This is a genomic window from Paenibacillus sp. Z3-2 (genome assembly GCF_054161325.1).
In genome coordinates this window covers 5,170,104-5,195,488 of sequence record NZ_CP096397.1, presented here as the reverse complement: position 1 = coordinate 5,195,488, position 25,385 = coordinate 5,170,104, and the positions used below count along the sequence as shown (strand labels likewise).

The window sequence follows — 25,385 nt, the reverse complement described above, 5'->3', positions numbered from 1 at the left end:
TAACCGAACTCTTTGGTAAAATATAAGGGATTAGTAAAAGTGTGAACAAGCTCAACATTACAGGATGCTTAAGTCGTAGGAGGCAGAAAAAATGAGATCAAACGGACGAACCAGCGAACAGCTGCGCCCGCTGAATTTAACAGTAAACACGAATAAATACGCCGAGGGCTCTGTACTGATTGAAGTTGGAGATACAAAGGTTATCTGTACAGCTACAGTAGAAGAACGTGTTCCTCCCTTTATGAAAGGGCAGGGTAAAGGCTGGGTAACAGCTGAATATTCCATGTTGCCACGTGCAACACATACCCGGAATCAACGTGAAGCCAATCGCGGCAAATTAACTGGACGCACCATGGAAATCCAGCGTCTGATTGGTCGGGCACTGCGCTCGGTAGTGAATCTGCAGGCTCTTGGTGAGCGTACCATTACCTTGGACTGTGATGTCATTCAAGCCGACGGAGGCACACGCACAACGTCCATAACCGGTGCGTTTGTTGCACTGGCGCTTGCCGTGAACAAGATTTCCCAACAGCACAAACTGCAAGTATTCCCGATTACGGATTTCATTGCAGCGGTAAGCGTGGGTGTTGTGGGTGAACAGCCTGTACTGGATCTGAACTATGATGAAGATTCCAAAGCCAAGGTGGACATGAACCTGGTGATGACAGGTGGCGGTAAATACGTCGAGTTGCAGGGAACAGGCGAGGAAGCACCATTTGATCGCCGTGAGCTGAACGCAATGTTGGAACTGGGCGAGCAGGGAATTCTGGAAATGATCGAGCGTCAAAAAGAAGTACTCGGACCGATTGCGCTCAAGATCGGCGCACGTGGATTAGGGGAAGCCTAAGATGAGCTTGGACAGCCCAATCCTCATTGTCGCAACCCGCAATGCGGGTAAAGTCCGTGAATTCGCTCATGCTTTCGCACCACTGGGCAAAGAGGTCAAGAGCATGTTTGACTATCCAGAGCTGCCGGATGTAGTAGAAGATGGCGTAACTTTTGCGGAGAATGCCTGGAAGAAAGCCAAGGCGGTTGGTGATGCGCTTGGATTGCCCGTTCTGGCAGATGACTCAGGACTTTGCGTAGATCTGTTGGACGGGGAGCCGGGAGTGTATTCAGCGAGATATGCAGGCGAAGGAGCAACGGATGCACAGAATAATGCGAAGTTGCTGGAGACGCTGGAATCATTGAAATCCGGTGAGGACACCGAGCAGCCACTATTGAGTCCCGCTCGTTTCGTCTGTGCGCTGGTACTGTACGATCCGACAACAGGTGATAAGTATGAAACAGAAGGCGCTGCGGAAGGCTGGATCACAGCTGAAGCTGCAGGTGCTGGTGGTTTTGGATATGACCCGCTCTTCTATGTCCCTGAATACGAGATGACAATGGCAGAGTTGACGCTGGAGCAAAAGCAGGCGATTAGCCACCGTGGTCATGCGCTGAGAGCGCTCGTATCCAGACTTGAAGGTTGAGACTAAACGGAACACCTTGATTTAACTTCATGATATGTGAACATCAAAGCGTTAATGGAAGGACAGAACATTCCGATGGGATGGTTCACCCGCCATTAACGCTTTTTGTATGAAATGAAGTATTTGATCGGGTTTGGCGAGGTCCATCCATATACCTAAATGAAGATGGCTATTTCTGCGACTATATAGTAGAGCATATGTTCCTATACCTGTATGAGAAATGGTTTACATTGCACGATTGGGAATCTACTTGGGACTGGAGTTGGAAGAAGTTGCAAGCCTTGTGTGGTATGGGTTAACATCTAAATTAACGAATCATATATGAACCTTAGACGGAGGGATTTGCTCATGCAAGAAGTGAAGCTGGTTGTATCCTACGATGATTATGAGGACGGCATTCGTATGGAGAAATTAATTAAGGAACTGGCAGCTAAACCAGAGGCCAGCTCACTGGAAAGTCTGGTCATCGGAGATTGGGGACAGGCTTATGAAAATTCGCCTGACGAGTTCATGGGTACACTCATCGAGTCGGCTCCAAGCTTTCCGTCATTGAAAAAACTGTTCATTGGAGATATGGGATTCGAGGAATGTGAAGTATCGTGGATTATTCAGACGAATCTCACCCCGCTGTTGGGTGCTTTTCCAGAATTAAAATCATTCTCTGTAATGGGGAGTAGCGGCCTTAGTCTGGAACCGCTTCAGCATGCCAAGCTCGAAGAATTGATTATTATTTGTGGTGGTCTGCCGAAAGATGTGTTATCTTCAATCACCCATGCCAAGTTGCCTCAATTGCGTAAACTGGAATTATATCTGGGCGTCGATAATTATGGTTTCGATGGTTCACTTGAAGATGTGCTTCCCCTTCTGGAACAAGGATTATTTCCAAAGCTGGTTTACTTGGGGCTGAAAGACAGTGAAATTCAGGATGAGATTGCGAAAGCAGCAGCTGAAGCGCCTATTCTGGATCAACTTGAAGTACTCGATTTGTCACAGGGCACATTGTCTGATGAAGGGGCTGAGGCCCTGCTTGCCAGTGACAGGATCAAGAAACTGAAACACCTCGATCTAAGTTACCACTACATGACCAATGAAATGATCAGTCGCTGGAACAGCTCTGGCATATCCGTAGATGTTAGTGACCAGCAACAGAGCGATGAGGATGACTGGCGCTACCCGTCGTTAACGGAATAGTTGATGTCAGGCGTAACGGAAATGAAGGAAAGCCTGCATCAACCCATAGATGTGCGCGATTCAACGGAAGATCAGCTCTTATTGTTGATTGGAAACCCAAATAATCGCCGAACCCAAGGGTTGCAAGAGGCCCGAAATAGATTGGGTTTGAAACCTGCGGTTGTACTGCCATATGCTCAATTGCTTCAGAACTGGAGACACGGCGGAACGATCGCTGATACAGTGCATTCCAATCTACCTGTACCCCTGATTCGGATTGATGCTCCTGGTGAGGATTGGGAAGTAGAGCGTGAATTGCTATTCCTTGGCGCTATGAACAATACGCCACTCTTATTGGATGGAATGGGTGCAGAGGCATTCTCCGCAGAACAGGTACTTGGACTGGAACAGGAGTGGGGAAGAATCTACGCTCCTGCCCAGTGGTTCCGTGGCTGGAAAGCATGTCTGGATCGAATGGGCCGTGAGGCTCGTGAAATATGGCCTGAAGTCCGATTCATGAATGATCCTGGTGACATCCAACTGATGTTTGACAAGAGAGCATGTCAGCAGCATCTATCTTCTCATGGGGTTCAGGTACCGCCTACGCTCCAGTCTTCACAGCCGATCCGAAGTTACACCGACTTGCGTACAGCTATGCAATATGCCGGTATGAACCGTGTATTTGTAAAGCTCGCATGTGGCTCCGGAGCTTCAGGCGTTGTGGCGTATCAAGTTAACCCGCGTACGGGTGACGAAATCGCTGTAACGACGATGGGAATGGAACAGGCACAAGGCAAGACGATTTTCTTCAATGAGGGACGTTTACGCAAGTATACCCGCAGTGAAGAGATTGCTACGTTGATGAACTGGCTATGTGCAGAAGGTGCACAGGTTGAACGGTGGATGCCCAAGGCCACACTTGATCAACGCGCCTATGATATTCGTCAACTGGTTGCAGGCCGACAGGCAGGTCATGCGATTATGCGGCTGAGCCGTACGCCGATTACCAATCTTCATCTGCGCAATGAGCGTATGCTGCCTGCTGAAGCAGGCCTGGATGAACAGCAGATGTCGCTAGTTCGGGCGGAAGCGCAAGCAGCCATGTCTGCATTTCCCAACTCGTGGTCAGCGGGGATTGATGTACTGCTTACTAGTGGCGCGAACCCGCTTGCTTATGTGCTGGATGTGAATCCATTCGGAGATTTACTGTACAGAGTCCAACATCATGGACTTGGAACCTACGAATGGGAAATGGAACTTTTACGAAAGGAGCCTATTCAACATGACTGATATGAACACCATTGTGGGCTCCCATGATCTGTTAATGATTACCTTGGATACTTTGCGATATGACGTAGCCAAGCTTGAAGAGGAGAATTGTCCTAATCTGTGTGGTTCGGGTCCATGGGAGAAGCGTCATACCCCGGGCAGTTTTACATATGCGGCGCATCATGCTTTTTTTGGTGGTTTTATGCCCACTCCTGCCAATACGGACAAGGCATCTCACATAAGGCTGTTTCATTCCCGGAATACCGGACTCAAGACACATCCGCACACCTGGCTGTTTGATACACCGGATATCGTATCTGGATTCGCGGCTGAAGGTTACCGTACCATCTGTATTGGCGGTGTCATCTTTTTTACGAAAAAGAATCCGCTTGCGAAAGTATTACCCGGCTATTTCCAACAGAGCTACTGGCGAATGAACTTTGGGGTAACCAATCCCAAATCGACAGAGCATCAGGTACAGCATGCATTAAAGTTGATTGAAAAGACCGCGCCGGATGAAAAGGTATTTATGTTTTTGAACGTGTCTGCTATTCATGGCCCCAATCGTTATTATGTAGAAGGAGCCAAGGAGGACTCGGTGGAGACTCAGCGTGCTGCACTTCGATATGTAGACGAGGCTCTTGGACCATTGTTCGAGGCGATGAGGAAACGTGACCGCCCTGCATTTTGCCTCGCTTTTTCCGATCATGGTACGGCTTACGGTGAAGATGGATATCAAGGGCACCGGCTTGCACATGATGTGGTCTGGACCGTACCTTATCGCGAATTTTTATTATAGAGACAGGAGGAAACCAATGGACAAACAATCACATCATACGACAACAGGCCATTCCACACCGTCTGGATCCAACGTCGCTACAGGTCTCAGTGAAGTACTGGCATTCCCGTATCGTTCTTACTTATATTCATACCCGCACAAGACCGCATATCGGGAGCTTGACCCACCGCTGCCGCTGGGGCCACTATGGGAAAAAGAGAATACCGATACATATTTTTTATATATGCACATTCCCTTTTGCGCTGCTCGTTGCGGTTTCTGTAATCTGTTCACACTGCCGGATCGACGGGATGATACCCATGAACGCTATGTGGATGCGCTGGAACGTCAAGCGAAGCAGTGGGCACCCATTACATCTCGCAGACCGTATTCGAGGTTCGCGATTGGTGGGGGGACTCCTACATTATTGAATGAGGTTCAGTTGAATCGTTTGTTTGATATTGCCGAACATGTGATGGGAATGGACCCTGCTCATGCATCGATTTCGGTGGAAACGTCGCCGGATACGGTTACGGAAGCCAAGCTTGCCATTATGAAGGAACGAAGTGTGGATCGTGTCAGTATGGGTATCCAGAGTTTTATTGAAGCTGAAGCATCCGCCATCTATCGTCCACAAAAACCGCAGGAGGTCGAACGAGCGCTTGAGAAGCTTACGCGTTATGATTTCCCATTGTTGAATCTGGATCTGATCTATGGTCTGCCAGGGCAAACGGTTGAATCATGGATCTATTCACTGGAGAGAGTGTTAGCCTACGAGCCGGGTGAAATCTTCATCTATCCCTTGTATACACGGGAAAATACGATCGTGAAGCCTGATGATATTCGCCGTCAGGGACCTGATATTCGGATGGAGCTATACAAAGCTGCGCGTGAGACATTAAAAAGCAAAGGTTATGTGCAATATTCGATGCGCAGATTTGCCAGGGAACAATCGTCCTCCAAAGCACTTCTGCCATACAGCTGTCAGGAGGAAGGCATGGTTGGTCTGGGATGCGGGGCACGTTCCTATACCAGTGAAGTACACTATGCTTCCAAGTATGGCGTGAGTTACAAGGCCACGCAAAGCATCATTGCCGATTATGTGGCTACTGAGCGCTACGATGTGGCGGACTATGGTATCGTGTTAAGCCGTGAGGAACAGAGACGGCGCTTCATTCTGAAAGCCTTGCTGCATCGGGAGGGATTGACGTTGTCTGACTACCATGAGCGCTTCGGTAACGCTGTGATGTCCGACTATGTCTGGTTGGCTGAACTGTTGACAGAGGGTATGGCCGAGCTGGAGAATGATGAGGGCAAGCAGGTACTGCGTCTGACTGAAGAGGGACTGGGTTACTCCGATGCGATTGGAGATTGGCTTATATCTGCCGAAATTCGTGAACAGATGGAAGGGTTTGTTTTCTCATGAGAGCGACTTTGTATTATCGGGGGAAGTTGTCTTCCTGTAATTACGACTGTCCATACTGCCCTTTTAGCAAAACGGTGGATTCCAATGAGACGTTGGAAGTGGATGAACAACAATTGCGTCAATTTGTGAATTGGGTGAGGGAGCAGGAAGTTGAGGGGCATCAATTTTCCATTTTCTTCAATCCCTATGGTGAAGCTTTGGTACGGCGCTGGTATCGTGAAGCCTTGGTTGAGCTGTCACATATGCCACATGTGGATAAAGTTGCGATCCAAACCAACCTGTCCGTCAAGCTGGATTGGGCGAGGGAGTTAGATGTGAATAAAGCAGCCTTTTGGGCGACGTATCATCCTCGTGAGACAAAAGAAGTTTCTTTTGTAAAACAATGTCTGACCTTGCGTCAGATGGGGCTTGCTTTTAGTTTTGGTACAGTGGGAATCCGCAGTGCATTCCCCGCCATCGAATCCATGAGACGGGCTTTACCGGATGATGTGTACATGTGGGTTAATGCATTTAAAGATCGTCCAAAGTATTATACGCCGGAAGAGATTCAGTTTTTACGTGGACTTGATCCGCTTTTTGAAGGCAATCTGCAGGACTATGAGAGCTTGGGCAAACGATGTGCTGCCGGTTCGGAAGTGTTTTATGTACAAGGGTCAGGGCATGTGAAGAGGTGTTACAAGGATCGCCGGATCATTGGGCATCTGTATCGTGATGGTTTGCAGGCTTTGTCCGCGGATCGGCCATGTCGCATGAAAAAGTGTGGCTGTTACATTGGTTATATCCATATGGAGGATTCTCCGTTCAGGGATACGTTTGGCAGTGGGCTGCTTGAACGAAATCCGGTATTCATTAAGCAACGGGTTTCAATGTCCATTTCAGCACATATGAATTGATTTGTGTATAACAATAAGATGTCCGTCCGGTGAGCAACAGTTATGCTGTTCACCGGACGTCTTTTTTTTGTGAATGGAAATCAGAAGGCAATTCTATCGAATAGCGACTTTATACGTTCTCAACCAGGTATTGATCTGAGTCAGATATGCAAATAACTGTGGACCTGACATTAACTGTCCGAACCAGGGCAGATTGGAAGCTGCATCGGGTGAGGACGCAAGATTACGGATCTGAGCTTTGTCGATCAAAGGCAAAATAGGGGATGTGGGATCATCCAGGATATCAAGTACCTGTTGTTTGACTGCGGCCAGGTATTGCGGATTATGTGTTTTCGGGTATGGACTCTTTTTGCGGTATAACACATCGTCAGGCAGGACACCTTCGAGTGCTTTACGCAGAATGCCTTTTTCCCTTCCACCCGTTATTTTCATTTCCCATGGGATGTTAAACACGTATTGGATCAGACGATGGTCACAGTAAGGTACACGTACTTCCAATCCTGCCCCCATACTCATCCGGTCTTTGCGATCCAGAAGAGTAGGCATGAAACGTGTGATATTCAGGTAAGACATCACCCGCATTTGTGCAGCTTTACCCGTTTCCCCATCCAAAAGAGGTACTTCAGCCACGGCATCAGAATAGCGGTCTGCCAGATAGTCAAGTGGCCGAATCCATTCCCGAATGTCCGGGGATAATAAGGCTGCTCTCATATCAGGCGCTACAGACCACGGAAACGTACCGGAGTTCAGCATATCTTCCCGATGGAACCAAGGGTAGCCGCCAAACACTTCGTCCGCCGCTTCGCCTGAAATGGCAACCGTGGCTCCTTTTTTGATTTCCTTACAGAACAGATAGAGCGAGGAGTCCACATCCGCCATGCCGGGCAGATCCCGCACAAGCATAGCCTGTGTCAGTGCATGAACCAGTTCTCCGTTCTCGATCTCAATCCAATGATGATCGGTCTTGAGTTCATCTACCATTCGCTTAATCCACGGTCCATCTGCTCCCGGCTGGAAGGAATGGGCCTGGAAATGCTTGGCGTTATCCACATAATCGACAGAATACGTACGGACTTGGCCTTGCCCCGTCCGGTTGTAATAATCCACGGCTAATGCAGACAAGGCACTGGAGTCCAGTCCTCCTGATAAAAGCGAGCAGACAGGGACGTCTGATGCCAACTGGCGCTCCAGTGTATCTTGCAAGAGGGTTCGCACTTCGGCGGCCGTCTCTTCCAGGTTATGTTCGTGATTGTGGCTTTCCAGTTTCCAGTAGGCATAGGTACGAATTCCGTTTCGGTTGTAGATTAGCGCATGCGCAGGCTTGAGTTCGCTCAGTGAAGAATACACACCGTGTCCAGGTGTCCGTGCGGGCCCTACAATGAAGACTTCGGCTAATCCTTCCGGGCCAACAGCAGCTTCCACATCCGGGTGAATGAGCAGTGCTTTGGGCTCCGAGCCGAATACGAGGGTGTCTTTTGCATTACTGTAGAACAGAGGTTTCACGCCAAGGCGATCCCGTGCGATAAAAACCTGTTCACGTCCACCATCCCATATGGCAAAAGCGAAAATACCGTTAAACCGGTCAACGCATGCCGGTCCCCACTCGATATAAGAGGCGAGCAACACTTCCGTATCACATTGCGTACGGAACTGATGCCCCCGCTGGAGCAATTCCTTTTTCAACTCGGGTGCATTGTATAGTTCTCCGTTATACACGACGGTATAGGAGGTATCTCCTTGTAACGCATGCATGGGCTGTGCCCCGTTCTCGGGGTCCATTACACTAAGACGCCGATGTCCAAAGGCACAAGGATTGGAGATCCATGTACCTGAAGCGTCGGGCCCCCGGTTCGACAAGCTGTCCGTCATCCGGACCAGCAGCTCTGATTCCTGGGTCAAATCCCGATTCCACTGTATGAAGCCGGTAATACCGCACATGGTTGTTCATCCTTTCTTGGTCGAGTCATTCATCCGTATGGCTGCTTGAGGCAATGACAGCCAGCAAATGTTGTCTTTTTCGTCAGAAGTCGTAACAAATATATGCCGAAAGCAGGCATAAAATGTCTGTCCTCTTCGGAAACTAGTTCTAGGGACAACGGCCTCAACATGCCTGTGAAGGAGAGAACATGCAATGGACAGTATGAAGTATTATGTGTCTGTCATGGGCCGCTCCGTTATTCCGGATCCGTCTGTAACATCGTATGAATGGATCATTCAGGCAACACCACAGGAAGCGGAGCAATTACTGGGCCTGCTCAATCTCATGCAGGAAAAGGAGGAAGAGGCCTTTCCTGGCATGGTATTCCCATGGCCGGATACACCGGAGGAGTCCGTAAACCGGGCGTATGAAACGGTATTACAACAGGTGTATCGGGAGATTTATCGATTGGGCACACCAGAGACGCGATACCAGATTGAACAAAGGACATGACAAGCACAAAGGAAAAGGAGCGCGATACGAATGTATGCCATTCAAGATGCCAAAATACGCAGATTAACCGAGGTAGATGGATTGTCCTGTGCAGAGGTGGAAGTGCAGCCTGGAAATGCCGGAGACCCATCATTACTTGTATACGTGGCCTCCACTCAGCCGGGAAATTCGCTGGAAGTTGTTCGAATTGTACGTAATCACTCCGATTCGGCGATCGACTGGTATAACAATAATATGCATACCGCATTTGAAGAGGCGACGGAAACCGCCTTTGAGAACAGCGAAGGCATTACTGCCGAAGAAGATAAAGCTCGTTTTCAAAGTGAACTGTTTGCCTTTGGTTTGCTTGGTCCAACACTTCAGCGTTATCTAATCGGGCAGGCTTAACAGGGAAGACTCCGGCAACACATGTAGCGATTGCGGATAGGAATGGACGTTGAACTGTTCAGCGTACACATTGACCTTCTAATGCATCTATAACTAGAAAACCCCGCCGTTGTTGAACGGCGGGGTTTGTTATGCGAGGTCAGATCCAGGTGGAGAGGTAATCAAGCATACTCACGAAGCACTTGAATCCCTTTGACCACGTTGTATACAAAGCTTAATCCGTAGATCACAAAGAATAGAATGACAAACCCGATGGCAGAACCCAGGCTATGCGCAGTCACGAAGAAATAAAATAGCGGAATGGCCGCGAGAAACGGGAATAGATGTGAGAATAAGGCGCGTTTGGCATGTCCCTCAATGTAAGCATCCTTGGCAACAATCCATATAATGATCGGAAACAGGAACGGGGCAAAGAAAATGCTGAAATAGGATAGGGCTGATAAAAGTTGTCTCATGACGATTCTCTCCTCCAATGGAACATTGAAATGTATGTATGCAAAAGATTACCCAGCAATCCTGACATTGAAAATGCTTATGTTAATCCTGCTCAAGTAGTACCCATCTCCTCAATATAGCCCGGTTCAAGCTATCATATTCCGAATGGTACTGGAGTATGAAAAATAACACAGAAAAGTACATTTATAAGTGTGATTATTAATTTTTTTATAAAACTATTGAAAAATATAGAAAACAGAGTATAATAAGAACCGCGCCGAAAATTTATTATACATATTTGTCTCAGTAGCTCAGCTGGATAGAGCAACGCCCTTCTAAGGCGTCGGTCGGGGGTTCGAATCCCTCCTGGGACGTAAAAAGAAAACTTCCTTCTGGGAAGTTTTTTTGCGTTCAGGGGAAGAGAACCCCAACGGTTCGTCGGAGCATTCGCTTCGTTAGCATTACTTCGCAGTCTCGACTGTAGATTTATAATGTCTTCCAAAACGTAAAAAGCTCCTCAAGAACTCAAGAGGAGCTTTCGTTATTTCAAAAAAGTTTAACTTAGACATTATACCTTGAATTTACCAATGACTTCCTGAAGCTGTTGAGCCATTTGGCTCAGATTGTCTGCGGATGCAGATACCTCTACCATGGATGCACTTTGTTGTTCTGTCGATGCCGCAACGTTTTGCGTATTACCTGCGGATTGTTCTGCAATGACTGCAACACTTTCAGCCATATTGACCATATTTTGCGCACTGGCGTGTACCTGTTCCACGATGGAAGACACATCGATGGATTCAGAAGCGACACGATCAATGGACTGCACAATATCATTGAAAGCCTCCCCAGTTAAAGAAACCAGAGATATTCCTTCCTGTACTACAGCTGTTCCTTCATTCATGGACGTTACCGCATTAGCGGTTTCTTCACGGACTTCATACACCAATTTGCGAATTTTCTCGGCGGATACCGTTGATTGTTCAGCCAATTTTCTCACTTCATCAGCGACTACAGCGAATCCGCGACCATGTTCTCCGGCACGAGCTGCCTCAATTGCAGCGTTCAGCGCAAGCAGATTCGTCTGACTTGAAATTTCGGTAATCAAGCCGATAATATTTCCAATCTCGTCCGTTTTCTGTCCCAATGCATGAACGACGTTTGAGGTATGGTTAACTTTTGCGGAAATAACATTCATTTGCGTTACCGCATGATTGACGACTTCTGCACCCTCTTTTGCTTTCTCGTTGGCGCTGGTTGTTAATTGAGTGACATGCTGAATTGATGTTGCAGCCTGATTCATACCTTTGGATATTTCCTCAGTGGACTGTGTAAAGGCAGTTGAATTGTTTACAAGCTTTTCGGAGCCGTCAGCAATATGCTGCACAGCCTCTGAGATAAAGTCGGCCGTTGTCCGGGTTTGTTCAGCGCTGGCTGATAATTCCTCTGATGTGGCAGCGACCTGTTCTGAATTAAATCCAACCTGTGAAACTAATTGTCTTAGATTACCGGACATCTGATTCACCGCTGCGGATAGTTCACCCAGTTCATCTTTTGAGGTAATCTTGACTTCGTTTGTCAAATCACCTGCTGCAATATTATTGGTAGCGACCATCAATCTTTTCAACGGTATGTCGATGGAGCGGATGACCCAGAATGCAAGTAGGGTGCCACCAACAATAGAAATGCCAATAATAATCAACGTTGTAATCAAAATTCCACGGCTTGCAGCTGAAATTTCTTCTACATCAATGATGCCAACAATTTTCCATCCTGTAAGCTCATTCGTTTGATATACAGCGATCTTATCGTTTCCATCGGATTCGAATTCTACATCGCCGGAAGGCTGAACATTCATTTGTTCAGTATAAGTCTCCGTGTCTTCCGTACCAATTTCCATGGTTGGATGAGTTATGTATTTATAATCTTTATCCAAAATGGAGACAGTTCCTGTCTCGCCAACCTTGATCTTGTTTACCTGTTCAGCAAAATTAGTAAGACTCAGAACGATACTTACGACACCAGAACCATCAGCAGTTGCCATGGAAGGAACTACGATGACTTTGCCATCTTGGCTAATGATTGGGCTATTTACAAGTGCCTGACCTTTCTTATCCATCGCCATGGAGTACCATGCCCGTTCTCGTGGATCGAAGTCTTCGGCAAATGTTTGCTGTGGTGAATTCAAAAGCTTACCTTCTGTTGTGGCAAATTGAACATGATCATATTCTGATTTAACTGCTTTAATGGGATCGAGAATTTGTCTTAGTTCAGGGCTTTCATCACCTGCGATCATTCCATTGTTAACCGTTTGAGACAAATAATCCAGATCCTCTAAGCTGGTATTGATTAACGTGTCAATCTGAGTATTCACGCTTTCTACAGACTGACGGGTATTTTTCATAAATTGTTCGGTAATATCATCTTTGGCTGTGAGGTAGGATAACCATCCCAGACCTGCAGTTGGTAGGACAAGTATAACTAGAAAAGCGATACTCAGACGTGTTCTGATCGTTATATTTTTGCCCAATTTAAGCTTGTCTAGTTGAAAACGGTTGTTGGAGGATGATGCTGTTGGCTTCTTCATTTCTCATATCCTTTCTTTTGCAATCGTATTTAAACATATAATCGTTCCGCATATGAAATGGGACAGTTCTTTATGTCGGTATGAAAACTTGAAAAGTTTAGGTATTTAGTCATAAAATTTATGAAAGCGTTAAGATTCGACGAATAAAATAGAACTATTTCACATAATTTAAGTATTTTTTAATAAATTATAATATTTTATAGTCTTAAAGACGTGTTTATTTGTGCATATAATCCAGAAAATTAGTCTTTAGTGCCTATTTGAAAATTGACAGAATGTGTACTTGTGATATAGTTAGCGAGAATATTTTAATATGCATACATAGGAAAGGTTGTTGGAGATGACAAGTAAACAGACAGGAAAAACGATACGGCGATTGACGGCTGGCGTGCTTGCGTTGCAGTTGAGTTTTGCCGCAATCAGCGCTCCCGCATTCGCTTCTAAAGTTACCGTGGTTTCGCCCCATGGCGTAGAGACCTTATCCCCCAAAGGTGCCATCCAGTCGACAGGCACCTGGGATGTAGGAACTCGTGCAGGAGATTATATTTATGTGGCAGGTATGCGTGGGATTGATCCCAGCACGAACAAGCTAGTGGACGATGAAGAAGGACGGATTCGTCAGGCGTTTCTCAATATGAAACTGATCGCTGAATCCGAAGGGGCTTCGCTTCAAGATGCGACGCGTCTTGTCGTTTATGTAACAGACATGTATCGGTACCGTCCTATCGTCAATCAAATTCAGGAAGAACTATGGGGGGGAGGTCCTTACCCACCACGTACGATCATAGAAGTGGATCGTCTGAACCAAGACGATATTGTAGAGGTGGAAGGTACGTTCTATGCACCGAAAGTAGCATCTAAATCGGGGATTTCTCAAGGTAACTCCGTCAGTAATGGGAAAACGACAATAAACACCAATGTATCGCCAAATGGAGTAAAAACGCTTTCCCCTAAAGGGGCTATCCAGTCTACTGGAACATGGAACCTGGGTTCTAGAGCTGGAGATACCATTTTTGTTGCAGGCATGCGTGGTATCGATCCAAGCACCAACAAACTTGTGAGCGATGAAGAGGATCGAATTCGTCAGGCATTCCTCAACATGAAGCTGATTGCTGAATCCGAAGGGGCTACGCTTCAGGATGCGACACGTCTCATTGTATATGTGACGGACATGTACCGTTATCGCCCCATCGTCAATCAAATTCAGGAAGAACTGTGGGGGGCAGGACCATATCCGCCACGTACAATTGTAGAAGTGGATCGTCTGAACCAGGATGACATCGTAGAGGTAGAAGGTACGTTCTACGCACCGCAAGCAACAATGAATTCGGGGAATTCCAAGGGGAACTCCAACAGTAGTGGTAACGCGGCAAACGTTGTAACTTCGAATACCAAACCGTCAACCAGCATCACCGTATCCCCAAATGGAGTAAAAACACTTTTACCTAAAGGGGCTATCCAGTCCACAGGGACTTGGAATCTGGGGACTCGTGCAGGAGACAACATATATGTGGCGGGTATGCGCGGGATTGATCCAAGCACTAATAAACTTGTTGCTGATGAAGAGGGTCGAATTCGCCAGGCTTTTCAGAACATGAAGTTAATTGCTGAATCTGAAGGAGCCAAACTGCGGGATGCGACACGAATCATCGTATATGTTACAGATATGTATCGTTATCGTCCCATAGTTAACCAAATCCAAAAAGAACTTTGGGGTTCAGGACCTTATCCACCCCGCACGATTATTGAAGTGGATCGTCTGAATCAGGATGATATTGTCGAAGTCGAAGGTACATTCTACGCACCTGAACAATAAATGAAGATAAACCAGAAGGGGCCTGCATAACGTGGGCCCTATTCTAGCTGGATTTAATATAGGTATAACCTATCGAATAAATAGAATTTATATATTTAAACAATAAGTTGTTTTGTGCCACAATGAGGATACCAATAACGAAAGCGACGGTGGTTCCTTGAAATCATTAAATCAGTGGCAGGCAGAAGAATATGATAACAAACTGGCTTTTGTGTCCGGATACGGCAAAAATCTGATCTCTTGGCTTCAACCCCAAAAAGGGGAATACATCCTTGATCTGGGTTGCGGGACGGGGGATTTGACGTATGAAATTTCTCTGGCCGAAGCTGAGGTTAGTGGCATGGATGCATCGCCGGATATGATTCGCCGTGCGAGAGAGAAATTCCCTGATATTGAGTTCGTGGAAGGAGACGGTCATCAGTTTGAGATGAATAGACCGTATGATGCCGTCTTCTCCAATGCAGCTCTGCACTGGATGCGAAGTCCACGACTAGTAGTGGATAGCATATGGAAATCTTTGAAGCCCGGAGGGCGTTTTGTCGCAGAATTCGGCGGTAAAGGGAACGTGCAGATCATTGTGAATGCTATAGAGGAGGTATTGGAACGCAACACGGGGATTCGTGCATCAGAACGCAATCCGTGGTATTTTCCTTCGATCGGAGAGTACAGCAATATCTTGGAACAAAATGGATTTTTGGTGCGACAGGCCTATCACTACGACCGTCCTACCAGACTGGAAGATGGTGAGCAAGGTATAGTAGGCTGGTTGGCTCATTTTGGAGGCGACTATTTTGCAGGTTTCAGTTCTGATGAGATACAACAATTGTGTCAGGAAACCAGTCAGATTGTGATGCCTCACCTCTGGAAAGATGATGCGGTATATGCTGATTACAAACGTTTGCGTATTGAAGCTGTTAAGCCAGAAAATTAAAATTTGATATTATTCAATCTCTGTTAAAAGAATTATATTGATCCTTTGTACAATATCTATCCTTCAAATTAAGTCCAGGGATCTCTTGCTAATAAAGAGAATCTTGGTCTTTTTTAATACATTATTATAAAAATGGAATATTCAAACGACAAATAATTACAAATGGATATTTTTATCATACTCAAGACCCATATAAGTAATTTCTATATCATATTTGTAATTATTTAGAAGGGAAATGTGGTATTTTGATAGAATAATTTACCAAGGGTCAATCCTCTTGCAGATAGGCGGTGGAATTGGAGTAAGTATTGCAGTACTTGCGAACAGCAGGAACCCATCATTTGGTGAGGTACTCACATTCAAAAAGGAGGGGCATAGCCTTGAGTAAACGATTGATATCCACGTTATTAAGTGTTTTGATGGTCTTTTCTATTATCCTCCCAGCGGCTGGAGCCGCTCCCGCAGATTCAGCTATTCAGCTTGAGAACATACCAAGTACAGCCGAAGCGAAACAATGGAGAGAGATTCTTGCAGGGCGAGAAGCAAAACTTGCCGCAGATCCATTTTTGGATAAAAGCTTGGAAGGCCTGGGTGGAGAAAACACCCGAGTTATCGTTGAACTTTCCAATAAACCTGTTGCAGTAGCGCAAGGCGAATCAACCCTCTCAGGAAAATCCTTTACCTCCTCTATGGAAACAAAGGCTGTGACTCAAGTTGAGCAACAACAACAGTCATTTGTACATAGCCTCACTCAGAAGAAAATCAAACATGAAGTATTGGAAGAGTATGCATATGCCCTGAACGGTGTAGCGATTGAGCTTAAAGGAAACCAAGTGGGACAATTGCTACAGATACCAGGCGTTGTCAGCGTATATCCTGACCTTGAAGTTACTATAGCTCCCGAGACAGATGAAGTGAACCCATACATGAAAGACACAGCACCTTTTATTGGTGCACCTGAAGTATGGGATCTGGGTTACAAAGGAAATGGCATCAAAGTAGGTGTTATTGATACAGGGATTGACTACGAACATCCTAATTTGTTAGAAGCCTACAAAGGCGGATGGGACTTTGTTGGAAACGACAGTGATCCGTATGAAGCAACATATCAAGAATGGAAAAGTTCAGGGGAACCTGAGTTTAACGCTAATGGAAGCGCCTATTACACATCCCACGGTACACACGTAGCAGGTACCATTGCTGCTCGCGAAGCGGGGGACTACGGCATTGTTGGCGTTGCTCCTGAAGCAGATATCTATGCTTACCGTGTACTTGGGCCGTATGGTAGTGGTCAAACGTCATGGGTACTCGGCGGAATCGATCGTTCGGTTGAAGATGGCATGGATATAATCAATCTCTCGTTGGGTAACGCCGCTAACGATCCGAGTTATGTTACTTCCGTTGCTCTTAACAATGCGATGTTGTCTGGTGTGACAGCGGTTGTAGCAAGTGGTAACAGTGGACCTAACCGTTATACACTCGGTTCTCCGGGTGCGTCTGCAATGGCCATTACGGTAGGTAACTCCACAGGTCCTAGCCAGCTTATTACAGCGGATACTCACTTCTGGATTGGTGAAGAAGGCGAGGAGACGTTGCCTGAACAACAACCGGTCCCAGAGGTTGAACAATCTCCTGAACTGGGGACAGTACCTGGAACGGAAGCACCAGAAGTTTCAGAGCAAGGTGTACCCGCAACTGCTGATGAGGAAAGTGCAGTAGCTGTGGAAGACGCAGTTTCTGATGAAACTTCAGTTGCTGGATCAGAACAAGATGGAATTACAGCTGAAACGCCTGTCGACGCTGAAGTTCCGAATGTAGAAGAAGCTACAGCGGAAGAAAATACGCCATCTGCATCACCTTCTGCACCTGTTGAAGATTCTCCTGAAGCTGCCCCTGTGGAAGAAGAGTCTGTAATTGCTCCGACTGAAGCTCCGCTGGCTATTACAGAGTCGGTTTACCGCCTGGATCTGATGGGCTGGAGCCTGTCGGCAGACCCTGAAACTGTTTTGACAGAGAAATATGAGCTTGAATATGCAGCACTGGGTAAGCCAACTGATTTTGAAGGCAAGGATTTTACGGGTAAAGTCGCATTCGTACAGCGTGGTGAACTCGCATTTGTAGAGAAAATCGCCAATGCCAAAGCGGCTGGAGCCGTGGCTGTTATTGTATATAACAACATTCCGGGTCCGATCAGTGTAAGTCTGGGCGATAACTTTGAACTCATTCCGACCCTGAGCATGTCCAAGGAAGATGGAGATGTGATCAAGGCCGAGCTGGACGCAGGACAAGCCGTTGAAGTGAGCTTTAGTGATTTTGAACGTGCTCAAACTCCGGGCGATGAAATGAATTCATCCAGTTCACGTGGACCTGCAAAGGTAACGTTGGATATCAAACCGGATATTGTAGCCCCAGGTACGAGCATTTTGTCTACGATTCCTGCCTACGGCAAGGATGAGCCAGATGCAGATTACGCACAAGCATATGATCGCAAAACAGGTACAAGTATGGCTACACCTCATGTAGCAGGTTTGATTGCGCTGTTGATTGAAAAGCATCCGGACTGGACGCCATTTGATATCAAAGTTGCGCTCATGAACAATAGTAAAGTGCTGGATACGACGAAGTTTGATGTATTTGATCAAGGTGCAGGCCGTATTCAGGCTGTGAACACCATCGATCCTGCTGCTTTTGTCAAAGTGCTTGATGTTACTCAATACACGGAGAGTGGCGCAGTTGTTGAAAAGGAAAATATCACTGGAAGCATCAACTACGGTAATTTCCTGAGCACAGATGAAAAGACGATTACCAAAACGATCAAAGTTGAAGCGCTGAATGCTAGTGGTGGGGACTACACTGTAAATGTGAATCCGACTCGTAATGTCGCTGGCGTTTCCGTTGCCGTAGACAAGAGTTCGTTCACACTGAATGGTGAGGAAGAACTTGCAGTGACAATCACCGTTCCACGTGGGGTTACTGCCGCTACAGAAGCCCAAGGATACATTGAGTTGTCGAACGGAACCAATACCTTTACGGTGCCATATGTTGCTCATTTCAACGTTACGTTGACTGGAGTTAAATATATTGAGACGGTAAAAGGTACTGAAAAAAATCCATTCCACTATCCATTGAAGGCTGATGGTACATTGGATACGCTGAATGTTGCGATGGAATTCTATAATCCGATGACTTTCGCCCTGATTGAGATTTATGATGGTCTTAACCCTGAAGGTGGATACTATCAGGATGGATACATTGGCTCCATTTATGGTAACTATTTTAACTTCAACGCAAATGCAAGATATAACCTTGCTTGGGACGGCACATATGCAGATTACACGACCGATGAAGTGACTGAGATTCCGGATGGTTTATACACAGTTGACATCACTACCATTGGTACGGACGGCAAAACCTATAAGGAAGATACTTCTCCATTTTTGGTGAAAAAGACAGCTCCGGCTGTAACTGCACCAGAAGTGTTGGAATTTAAAGCCGATCAATCTGCTATCATTAATGGTAGCGTGGAAGATTTGTATTTCCGAGTTGCTCCTGCGCTTGCCAGCGGATGGGACATAACGTTTGATCCTGCAGCTTCTCTGGAAGCAACGTATGTTGTGAAAAACGAGGATGGTTCGGTTCAAAACGAGGGTGCTTTTGAAGTACAAGCGGATGGCAGCTTTAGCCTTCCATTGGTAGGGATCGAAGCGGGTGAGTATACCGTTGAACTTACGGTGAAAGACCAACAGGGACTTTCGGGTACAGCTAATACGGTACTGAAATTGGAAGCCGTGGAGACCGAACCTGAAACTCCGGCTACCAAGGCCCCAGGCACGCCTGTACTTTCTCACAATAACTGGGTGGGCAACGGCCTACCCGAAGGCTCGTATATCGTTACCATGAACCTGTGGTGGGGCGAGAACGCAACCAGCTACAAATTATATGAAGACGGGGTTTTGGTTGATACGCAGAAGTTGACTTATAACGCGCCTTCGGCGCAGTCTGCTCAGACGAAAATCACGGGCAAAACTAACGGTACGTATACGTACGTAGCGGAGCTAACTAACGACAAGGGAACAACGCGGAGTCAGACGTTGACTGTTAGGGTTACCAACGCAACGCCAGGCAAAGGGGTTCTCTCTCAGGATAATTGGGATGGCGACGGCAATTATAAGGTGACCATGAACCTGTGGTGGGGGACGAATGCTTCTGAGTATCGTCTCTATGAAAATGATAAGTTGATCGACACGCAAGAACTCCGTGCGGTTACACCTCTTGCGCAAAATGCAGTGACGACACTGTCCGGGAAGGCTTCGGGCACGTATACGTATCGAGCTGAGTTAATTAACGCAGCCGGGGTTACCAGCACAGACACGATTACGGTAAAAGTGAAATAAGCTTGTCCACACAATAAGCTGATCGTTGATTAGATTATTGAAGGAACTGTTTTTCGCACAAACGGCCTCCATCCTGATTTAGCAGGATGGAGGCCGTTTCATTTTGTTTCTTTTTTGCCACATAAATGAGAGTGTGATTAACTAACTACGCGATCTTTGCTGGCCTGGGTCCCTGCAATAAGTAACGCAATGGCAAGAATAACCTGTATAAGCAAGGGAAGAGTCCATCCTTTTGTCCAGTCATGAAGCATACCGAATAGCAGGGGTCCCAATGCCGCGAGCATATATCCGTATGACTGGGCCATACCGGACAGACTTGCAGCTTGTCTGGCATCTCTTGTGCGAAGGACAAAGAACATCGTTACCAGTCCAAACGAAGAGCCAGCGCCTATTCCTGCCAGCATGACGCCGATGGTTACCAGTGAAGAGATGCCACTCAACAATAAAGCATACCCAATAATTAAAGACGAGCATGTGATCGTGGTCAAGGCACGTTGATCTCGTGTTCTGCCGGCCAGGATCGGAACGATAAAGGTAGCTGGCACACTGACCATTTGCATCAGGGAGAGCATCCAGCCTGCAGACGTTGCGCTGAAACCTTGCTCGGCTAGAATCTCTGGAAGCCAGGTGATTGTTGTATAAAATATTAGAGATTGCAATCCCATAAACAAAGTGATAAACCAAGCCAGGGAAGAGGTCCGTAGACGTACAGGTGTGCCTTCGCTCTGTGAGGCTACAAATAACATTCGTTGTCGTCCCGCGGCGATCTGGGGGAGCCACAAGAGAAGCGCCAGTATGGATAACAGGGCCCACATGCCCAGCGAAGTACGCCAACCCATAGATGTTGCTCCTGCTACGGGCACACTAACACCTGAGGCGATGGCGCCAAATATGTTCATGGATACAGAGTATAATCCGGTTACGATACCCACCCGCAATGGAAAATCACGTTTGATCAAACTTGGCAGGAGCACGTTGCTTAATGCAATGCCGCATCCCAAAATTGCGGTTCCTGCATATAAAGCCAAGACAGAAGGAGATAAACGTAAGGCCACCCCTAGGGTTACGATGATAATTGCGATCAGCAAGGCTGATTCGAGTCCTAAACGTTTGGCGAGACGTGGTGCAAAAGGAGAGACTGCTGCAAAGGCGAGCAAAGGAAGCGAGGTCAGAAGCCCTGCCATCGTATGGCCAATGCCCGTATCCGAGCGGATCATCTCCACGACAGGTCCGGTTGCCGTGATCGGTGATCTCATGGTAGCGGCAATGACAATAATGCCTGCTAATAACAAGCCGAATCTTTTGGATGTCGAAGAATGTTCTCCCCCGGCAAGAATAGATGATTGTTGCTGTATTGAAGATGACATGATAAAATCTCCCGTTTTCTAATAAGTTGATATGTATGGATTGTTACATTATCCACTCCACAAGCATAACATTCTGTGTCAACATCGAGCAATGAAATGGATAAGCAGCCACTGGAACGCAAGTGCTCTGACGAACCGTTGTGATTATTCTCATATCCAGAACGCAAAAAAACTTCCTTCGGGAAGTTTTCTTTTAATACGTCCCAGGAGGGATACTCTCCTTGCAGTCGAGACTGCGAAGTAGGCGCTAACGAAGCGAATGCTCCGACGAACCGTTGGGGTTCTCATCCCCAGAACGCAAAAAAAGCTCCCCGAGGGAAGCTTTTTTTAATACGTCCCAGGAGGGATTCGAACCCCCGACCGACGCCTTAGAAGGGCGTTGCTCTATCCAGCTGAGCTACTGAGACATGAATTTTTTCAAGCAAAATTGATTTTATCATATGCAAACAGGAATATCAAGCATTTTATTTTAATATGTTTTTCATATATGATATTTGGCGTCAGTAACGTTTTTTTCATTATATTTAAGGTTATGTTAGAATATCAGGAGAACTCAGAAAATAGATCGACAATCGTTAATATATACATCTATTTATGTTGATTCCAACTGGAGATTCAGGATATAGAGGAGGTGCTCCCATTAAGGAATCCACGACCCCGGAAACCGAGCACAACAACAATATTGTGCTGTTTCCTAAGACGCTGGACTATTACCAGATTCAATTGACAGTGATGCTTGAAAATGAACGGTATGGTGAAGCGATGAAATTGCTTCACTTTTTGCTGCAATGTCAGGGACAGGAAGAACGCCACTATGATGAATGGCGCGCCCTTCTCGAATGGCTTCAGGCTGCGTTCCCTCATTATGAAGAGACCTCGCCTTCCGTAGATGAAGAACGGGAAGAGGAAGAGATCAGTGAGGAAGACATGGCACGGCAGCACGCCCGTTTGAAGCTTGAACAGGATGATGGTTATGCAGATAAGATGCTTCGCACAGTCATGGAAGAACCGTTGTCTGAACAGACAATGCTGGCTTTGGAGCAGCTGGCCTATCTTGATCTGCCGAAGATTGATGAGGCACTTACGAGTTGGTTAAAAGAGAAGTCGCTTCACCCTTTGCTTCAATTTCGGGTGCTGCAAACCTTGCGTCGCCGAGGCGTTCAAGGTATGATCCTGTTTACGAGAGGCGAAGAGCAGGTTGAAGTCGAGATTGATACCGTGCCTCTTAAACCAGAGGAATTCCCGCTCCAGATCGTTCAGATTCTGGAACGAGTGGCAGACCAGACGGAGGTTCATGAACCTACGCTCTTTTATTTTGCCCAGGAGTTATGGATACAATATGTCATGGCAGTGTATGGAACTCGTGATTATGTATCAATGCTGGAAGAAAATGATTCCATGACAGATATATGGGCAGCAGCTTTACATATGACCGTTGCAGACAGTCTGGGTGGCTCGCATGATGAGGAAAATACTCGCTCAATGTATGCTGTGACAGGGGCAATGCGCTTTCGGCTGGAGCAGGCTTATCGTTCCATGAAGCAGTTTGTATCTGCTGGATTGGATGGTCAATAGAGGCCGGAAACGTTTTCCTCAAACCGTATCAAGGGATTCCCCTTGAAAAAGAATCTAATCTTGTTTATACTAAAATGGTTATTTTGTACGTGATTGCCTACGTGAACATGTGAATTTTGGAGGGGAAAGTATACAATGAAAGCAACTTGGGAAAAGATAGAGAAGAACCTTGGGGTTCTTGAGGTTGAAGTGGATGCAGATCGTGTAACTGCAGCACTCGACAAAGCTTTTAATAAAGTGGTAAAACAAGCAAACGTACCTGGATTCCGTAAAGGTAAAGTACCACGTTCAATCTTCGAAGCTCGTTTTGGTGTAGAGAGCCTTTATCAAGAAGCAATCGACATTTTGCTTCCTGAAGCCTATACAGAAGCAATCGACCAAACGGATATTTTCCCGGTTGATCGTCCTGACGTAGATGTTGAACAGTTCGCTAAAGGACAAACTTTCAAGTTCAAAGCGAAAGTAACTGTGAAACCTGAAGTTACCCTGAGTGACTACAAAGGAATCGAAGTTGCTGTAGCAAAAGGTGAAGTAACTGACGTAGAAGTGACTGAAGAACTTGAGCGTCTTCAACAACGTCACGCAGAACTCGTTGTAATCGACGAAGGTTCCGCTGCAAACGGCGACGTTGCAGTAATCGACTTCGATGGTTCCGTTGATGGTGTACCTTTTGAAGGTGGACAAGCTGAGCGTTATTCCCTGGAACTGGGTTCTAACACATTCATTCCTGGTTTTGAAGAGCAAGTTGTGGGTCTGTCCACAGGCGACTTCAAAGACGTAGAAGTGACTTTCCCAGAGAGCTACCACGCAGCAGAACTTGCTGGCAAACAAGCGGTATTCAAAGTGAAAATTCACGAAATCAAACGCAAACAACTTCCTGCATTGGATGATGAGTTTGCTAAAGATGTTAGCGAATTTGACACACTGGAAGAGTACAAAGCTGATCTGAAAACACAATTGGAATCCCGTAAAGCTGATGAAGCCAAAGCTGCTCAAGAAAATGCAGTGGTAGAAAAAGTGGCTGAGAACGCTGAAGTGGACATTCCTTCTGCAATGGTAGAAAGCGAAGTACAAAACATGATGCGTGATTTCGACAACCGTCTGCGCAACCAAGGTATGAACCTTGAAATGTTCCTGAGCTTCTCCGGCCAGACTCAAGCTGACCTGAGAGGACAAATGCAAGAAGATGCTTCCAAACGTGTTCGCAACAACCTGGTTCTTGAAGCTGTAGGTAAAGCGGAAAACATTGAAGTATCTGACGAAGAAGTGAATCAAGAACTCGAAAAAATGGCTGAATCTTACAAGCGTCCTGCTGATGAGATCCGTGGCATCCTCGAGGGTAATGGTTCCCTGGACAGCCTTCGCGATGAAGTTAAACTGCGTAAAACGATTGACGTTCTTGTTGAGAACAGCACAGTTGTTGAGCCAGTTGAAGCTCCAGCTGAAGAAGTTGTTGCAGAAGCTGACGGAAAATAAGACAAGCTGTCTTGAATTAGACAGTTGAATAAGTGATAAGGCACGTGAGTTATTGCGTGCCTTATTTTTAAATTATGACATCCATTTTATAGAAAATGAAGTAATGATATGGGTTATTACTAATTCTATTGGTCGGTGTACACTTTTTACATACCTATGTACTTCATGCAAATAAAAAATGACAAGACGGCATAGGATGGTTCCAATTTGCACATACATAGAAAACATGGTTAAATATGATCAGGCTGAAAAGTAAACTAACTGACGTCTGACGCCTCTTGTGAAAAATGACATTGTCACAGGAAAGTGTTAGAATGAATTTGGGTTTGCTTTACAGGTGGCCTATGTCTAATTACATGTAGAAAAGAGGTTGGTCTCATGAGTCTGGTGCCAATGGTTATAGAACAAACCAATCGAGGCGAGCGGTCTTACGATATATATTCGCGTTTGCTGAAGGATCGCATTATCTTTCTAACCAGTGCGATTGATGACGATGTAGCCAATCTTGTCATAGCACAGCTTCTGTTTTTGGCAGCCGACGATCCTGAGAAGGATATCAGCTTGTACATTAATTCACCTGGTGGTTCTGTCACCGCAGGGATGGGTATATACGATACGATGCAATTTATCAAGCCGGATGTATCTACCATTTGCGTAGGGATGGCAGCAAGCATGGGGTCTTTATTGCTGACAGCCGGTGCACCTGGCAAGAGATATGCGCTGACGAACAGCGAAGTGATGATTCATCAGCCGCTTGGCGGCATTCAAGGACAGGCTGCGGATATTAAGATACACGCAGAATGGATTATAAAAACACGTCAGAAACTGAATCAAATATACGTCGATCGTACGGGTCAGTCTCTTGAGAAAATTGAGCGGGATACAGACCGTGACTTCTTTATGAGTGCTGACGAAGCTAAGACGTACGGTATTATTGACCAGGTGCTCAGTAGACCGATCAATTCCTAAAGGGGTGGT

The 25,385-nt window shown here is 46.3% G+C and carries 19 protein-coding genes and 2 tRNA genes; 16 read left to right on the top strand and 5 right to left on the bottom strand.

The genetic code is table 11. The features are described 5' to 3' along the window. Positions 1-91: 91 nt before the first annotated feature. The 7 genes from rph to M1D71_RS23230 all read left to right on the top strand — a co-directional run bounded on the left by rph (position 92) and on the right by M1D71_RS23230 (position 7,008). The gene (rph, locus tag M1D71_RS23260) at positions 92-847 is read left to right on the top strand and encodes a ribonuclease PH (RefSeq protein WP_017692572.1); all 756 of its coding nucleotides are present in this window, start codon (positions 92-94) and stop codon (positions 845-847) included. A 1-nt stretch (position 848) separates the two neighbouring features. Continuing rightward, the gene (locus tag M1D71_RS23255) at positions 849-1,472 is read left to right on the top strand and encodes an XTP/dITP diphosphatase (protein WP_458123866.1); all 624 of its coding nucleotides are present in this window, start codon (positions 849-851) and stop codon (positions 1,470-1,472) included. Positions 1,473-1,820: 348 nt separating this feature from the next. Continuing rightward, complete coding sequence (locus M1D71_RS23250; protein ID WP_458123865.1) at positions 1,821-2,663, top strand: STM4015 family protein; 843 nt, start codon at positions 1,821-1,823, stop codon at positions 2,661-2,663. Between the two features lie 21 nt (positions 2,664-2,684). Continuing rightward, entirely contained in the window at positions 2,685-3,932 is a 1,248-nt protein-coding gene (locus tag M1D71_RS23245) for an STM4014 family protein (protein ID WP_458123864.1), read from the top strand. Beyond that, on the top strand, positions 3,925-4,710 hold the full coding sequence (locus tag M1D71_RS23240; protein ID WP_458123863.1) for an STM4013/SEN3800 family hydrolase: 786 nt from the start codon (positions 3,925-3,927) through the stop codon (positions 4,708-4,710). The genes M1D71_RS23245 and M1D71_RS23240 overlap by 8 nt, the downstream gene beginning before the upstream one ends. A 16-nt stretch (positions 4,711-4,726) precedes the next feature. Further along, entirely contained in the window at positions 4,727-6,115 is a 1,389-nt protein-coding gene (locus M1D71_RS23235; protein WP_458123862.1) for an STM4012 family radical SAM protein, read from the top strand. Beyond that, on the top strand, positions 6,112-7,008 hold the full coding sequence (locus tag M1D71_RS23230) for an STM4011 family radical SAM protein (RefSeq protein WP_458123861.1): 897 nt from the start codon (positions 6,112-6,114) through the stop codon (positions 7,006-7,008). Before M1D71_RS23235 ends, M1D71_RS23230 begins: the two co-directional genes overlap by 4 nt. Before the next feature lie 93 nt (positions 7,009-7,101). On the opposite strand, the gene asnB is transcribed toward M1D71_RS23230, so the two are convergent. After that, positions 7,102-8,946 (bottom strand): asparagine synthase (glutamine-hydrolyzing), encoded by a 1,845-nt coding sequence (asnB, locus tag M1D71_RS23225; RefSeq protein ID WP_458123860.1) that lies wholly within the window; start codon positions 8,944-8,946, stop codon positions 7,102-7,104. Between the two features lie 193 nt (positions 8,947-9,139). Between asnB and M1D71_RS23220 the strand changes: the two genes are divergently transcribed. Further along, a complete protein-coding gene (locus M1D71_RS23220) occupies positions 9,140-9,439 on the top strand; it encodes a hypothetical protein (RefSeq protein ID WP_458123859.1) in 300 nt (99 codons plus the stop codon). A gap of 30 nt (positions 9,440-9,469) precedes the next feature. Then, the gene (locus M1D71_RS23215) at positions 9,470-9,826 is read left to right on the top strand and encodes a hypothetical protein (RefSeq protein WP_145325244.1); all 357 of its coding nucleotides are present in this window, start codon (positions 9,470-9,472) and stop codon (positions 9,824-9,826) included. A 161-nt stretch (positions 9,827-9,987) separates the two neighbouring features. Here the strand turns inward: M1D71_RS23215 and M1D71_RS23210 are convergent, their stop codons facing one another. Next, positions 9,988-10,281, bottom strand: a complete 294-nt coding sequence (locus M1D71_RS23210; RefSeq protein ID WP_458123858.1) for a DUF4870 domain-containing protein — start codon at positions 10,279-10,281, stop codon at positions 9,988-9,990. A 280-nt stretch (positions 10,282-10,561) separates the two neighbouring features. Between M1D71_RS23210 and M1D71_RS23205 the strand changes: the two genes are divergently transcribed. Then, positions 10,562-10,635 (top strand) — tRNA-Arg (locus tag M1D71_RS23205). A 194-nt stretch (positions 10,636-10,829) separates the two neighbouring features. Here the strand turns inward: M1D71_RS23205 and M1D71_RS23200 are convergent. Next, entirely contained in the window at positions 10,830-12,848 is a 2,019-nt protein-coding gene (locus tag M1D71_RS23200; RefSeq protein WP_458123857.1) for a methyl-accepting chemotaxis protein, read from the bottom strand. 340 nt (positions 12,849-13,188) lie between these two features. Between M1D71_RS23200 and M1D71_RS23195 the strand changes: the two genes are divergently transcribed. The 3 genes from M1D71_RS23195 to M1D71_RS23185 all read left to right on the top strand — a co-directional run bounded on the left by M1D71_RS23195 (position 13,189) and on the right by M1D71_RS23185 (position 19,989). Beyond that, positions 13,189-14,664, top strand: a complete 1,476-nt coding sequence (locus M1D71_RS23195) for a RidA family protein (RefSeq protein WP_458123856.1) — start codon at positions 13,189-13,191, stop codon at positions 14,662-14,664. 157 nt (positions 14,665-14,821) lie between these two features. Next, positions 14,822-15,595: a class I SAM-dependent methyltransferase gene (locus M1D71_RS23190; protein WP_458123855.1), complete on the top strand. Its 774-nt coding sequence runs from the start codon at positions 14,822-14,824 to the stop codon at positions 15,593-15,595. A 380-nt stretch (positions 15,596-15,975) separates the two neighbouring features. Further along, on the top strand, positions 15,976-19,989 hold the full coding sequence (locus M1D71_RS23185; RefSeq protein WP_458123854.1) for a S8 family serine peptidase: 4,014 nt from the start codon (positions 15,976-15,978) through the stop codon (positions 19,987-19,989). Positions 19,990-20,126: 137 nt separating this feature from the next. Here M1D71_RS23185 and M1D71_RS23180 read toward each other — a convergent pair whose 3' ends face one another. Both M1D71_RS23180 and M1D71_RS23175 read right to left on the bottom strand, forming a co-directional pair. Further along, the gene (locus M1D71_RS23180) at positions 20,127-21,356 is read right to left on the bottom strand and encodes a CynX/NimT family MFS transporter (protein ID WP_458123853.1); all 1,230 of its coding nucleotides are present in this window, start codon (positions 21,354-21,356) and stop codon (positions 20,127-20,129) included. 333 nt (positions 21,357-21,689) lie between these two features. Beyond that, a tRNA-Arg gene (locus M1D71_RS23175) sits at positions 21,690-21,763 on the bottom strand. 187 nt (positions 21,764-21,950) lie between these two features. On the opposite strand from M1D71_RS23175, the gene M1D71_RS23170 reads away from it, so the two are divergent. The 3 genes from M1D71_RS23170 (at position 21,951) to clpP (ending at position 25,376) form a co-directional block, all read left to right on the top strand. Then, positions 21,951-22,931 carry a hypothetical protein gene (locus M1D71_RS23170; RefSeq protein ID WP_458123852.1) on the top strand — a complete coding sequence of 327 codons (981 nt, stop codon included), beginning with the start codon at positions 21,951-21,953 and terminating at the stop codon, positions 22,929-22,931. Between the two features lie 135 nt (positions 22,932-23,066). Continuing rightward, complete coding sequence (tig, locus tag M1D71_RS23165) at positions 23,067-24,407, top strand: trigger factor (protein ID WP_458123851.1); 1,341 nt, start codon at positions 23,067-23,069, stop codon at positions 24,405-24,407. Between the two features lie 378 nt (positions 24,408-24,785). After that, positions 24,786-25,376, top strand: a complete 591-nt coding sequence (clpP, locus tag M1D71_RS23160; protein ID WP_017692589.1) for an ATP-dependent Clp endopeptidase proteolytic subunit ClpP — start codon at positions 24,786-24,788, stop codon at positions 25,374-25,376. Positions 25,377-25,385: the final 9 nt, after the last annotated feature.

Excerpts from the sequence above, each read along its gene's own strand:
- tig (WP_458123851.1), top strand. The coding sequence starts at position 23,067 with ATGAAAGCAACTTGGGAAAAGATAGAGAAGAACCTTGGGGTTCTTGAG.
- M1D71_RS23230 (WP_458123861.1), top strand. The coding sequence starts at position 6,112 with ATGAGAGCGACTTTGTATTATCGGGGGAAGTTGTCTTCCTGTAATTAC.
- M1D71_RS23215 (WP_145325244.1), top strand. The coding sequence starts at position 9,470 with ATGTATGCCATTCAAGATGCCAAAATACGCAGATTAACCGAGGTAGAT.
- M1D71_RS23255 (WP_458123866.1), top strand. The coding sequence starts at position 849 with ATGAGCTTGGACAGCCCAATCCTCATTGTCGCAACCCGCAATGCGGGT.
- rph (WP_017692572.1), top strand. The coding sequence starts at position 92 with ATGAGATCAAACGGACGAACCAGCGAACAGCTGCGCCCGCTGAATTTA.
- M1D71_RS23240 (WP_458123863.1), top strand. The coding sequence starts at position 3,925 with ATGACTGATATGAACACCATTGTGGGCTCCCATGATCTGTTAATGATT.
- M1D71_RS23245 (WP_458123864.1), top strand. The coding sequence starts at position 2,685 with ATGAAGGAAAGCCTGCATCAACCCATAGATGTGCGCGATTCAACGGAA.
- M1D71_RS23220 (WP_458123859.1), top strand. The coding sequence starts at position 9,140 with ATGGACAGTATGAAGTATTATGTGTCTGTCATGGGCCGCTCCGTTATT.
- M1D71_RS23195 (WP_458123856.1), top strand. The coding sequence starts at position 13,189 with ATGACAAGTAAACAGACAGGAAAAACGATACGGCGATTGACGGCTGGC.
- M1D71_RS23170 (WP_458123852.1), top strand. The coding sequence starts at position 21,951 with ATGTTGATTCCAACTGGAGATTCAGGATATAGAGGAGGTGCTCCCATT.
- asnB (WP_458123860.1), bottom strand. The coding sequence starts at position 8,946 with ATGTGCGGTATTACCGGCTTCATACAGTGGAATCGGGATTTGACCCAG.
- M1D71_RS23210 (WP_458123858.1), bottom strand. The coding sequence starts at position 10,281 with ATGAGACAACTTTTATCAGCCCTATCCTATTTCAGCATTTTCTTTGCC.
- M1D71_RS23200 (WP_458123857.1), bottom strand. The coding sequence starts at position 12,848 with ATGAAGAAGCCAACAGCATCATCCTCCAACAACCGTTTTCAACTAGAC.
- M1D71_RS23250 (WP_458123865.1), top strand. The coding sequence starts at position 1,821 with ATGCAAGAAGTGAAGCTGGTTGTATCCTACGATGATTATGAGGACGGC.
- clpP (WP_017692589.1), top strand. The coding sequence starts at position 24,786 with ATGAGTCTGGTGCCAATGGTTATAGAACAAACCAATCGAGGCGAGCGG.
- M1D71_RS23235 (WP_458123862.1), top strand. The coding sequence starts at position 4,727 with ATGGACAAACAATCACATCATACGACAACAGGCCATTCCACACCGTCT.
- M1D71_RS23180 (WP_458123853.1), bottom strand. The coding sequence starts at position 21,356 with ATGTCATCTTCAATACAGCAACAATCATCTATTCTTGCCGGGGGAGAA.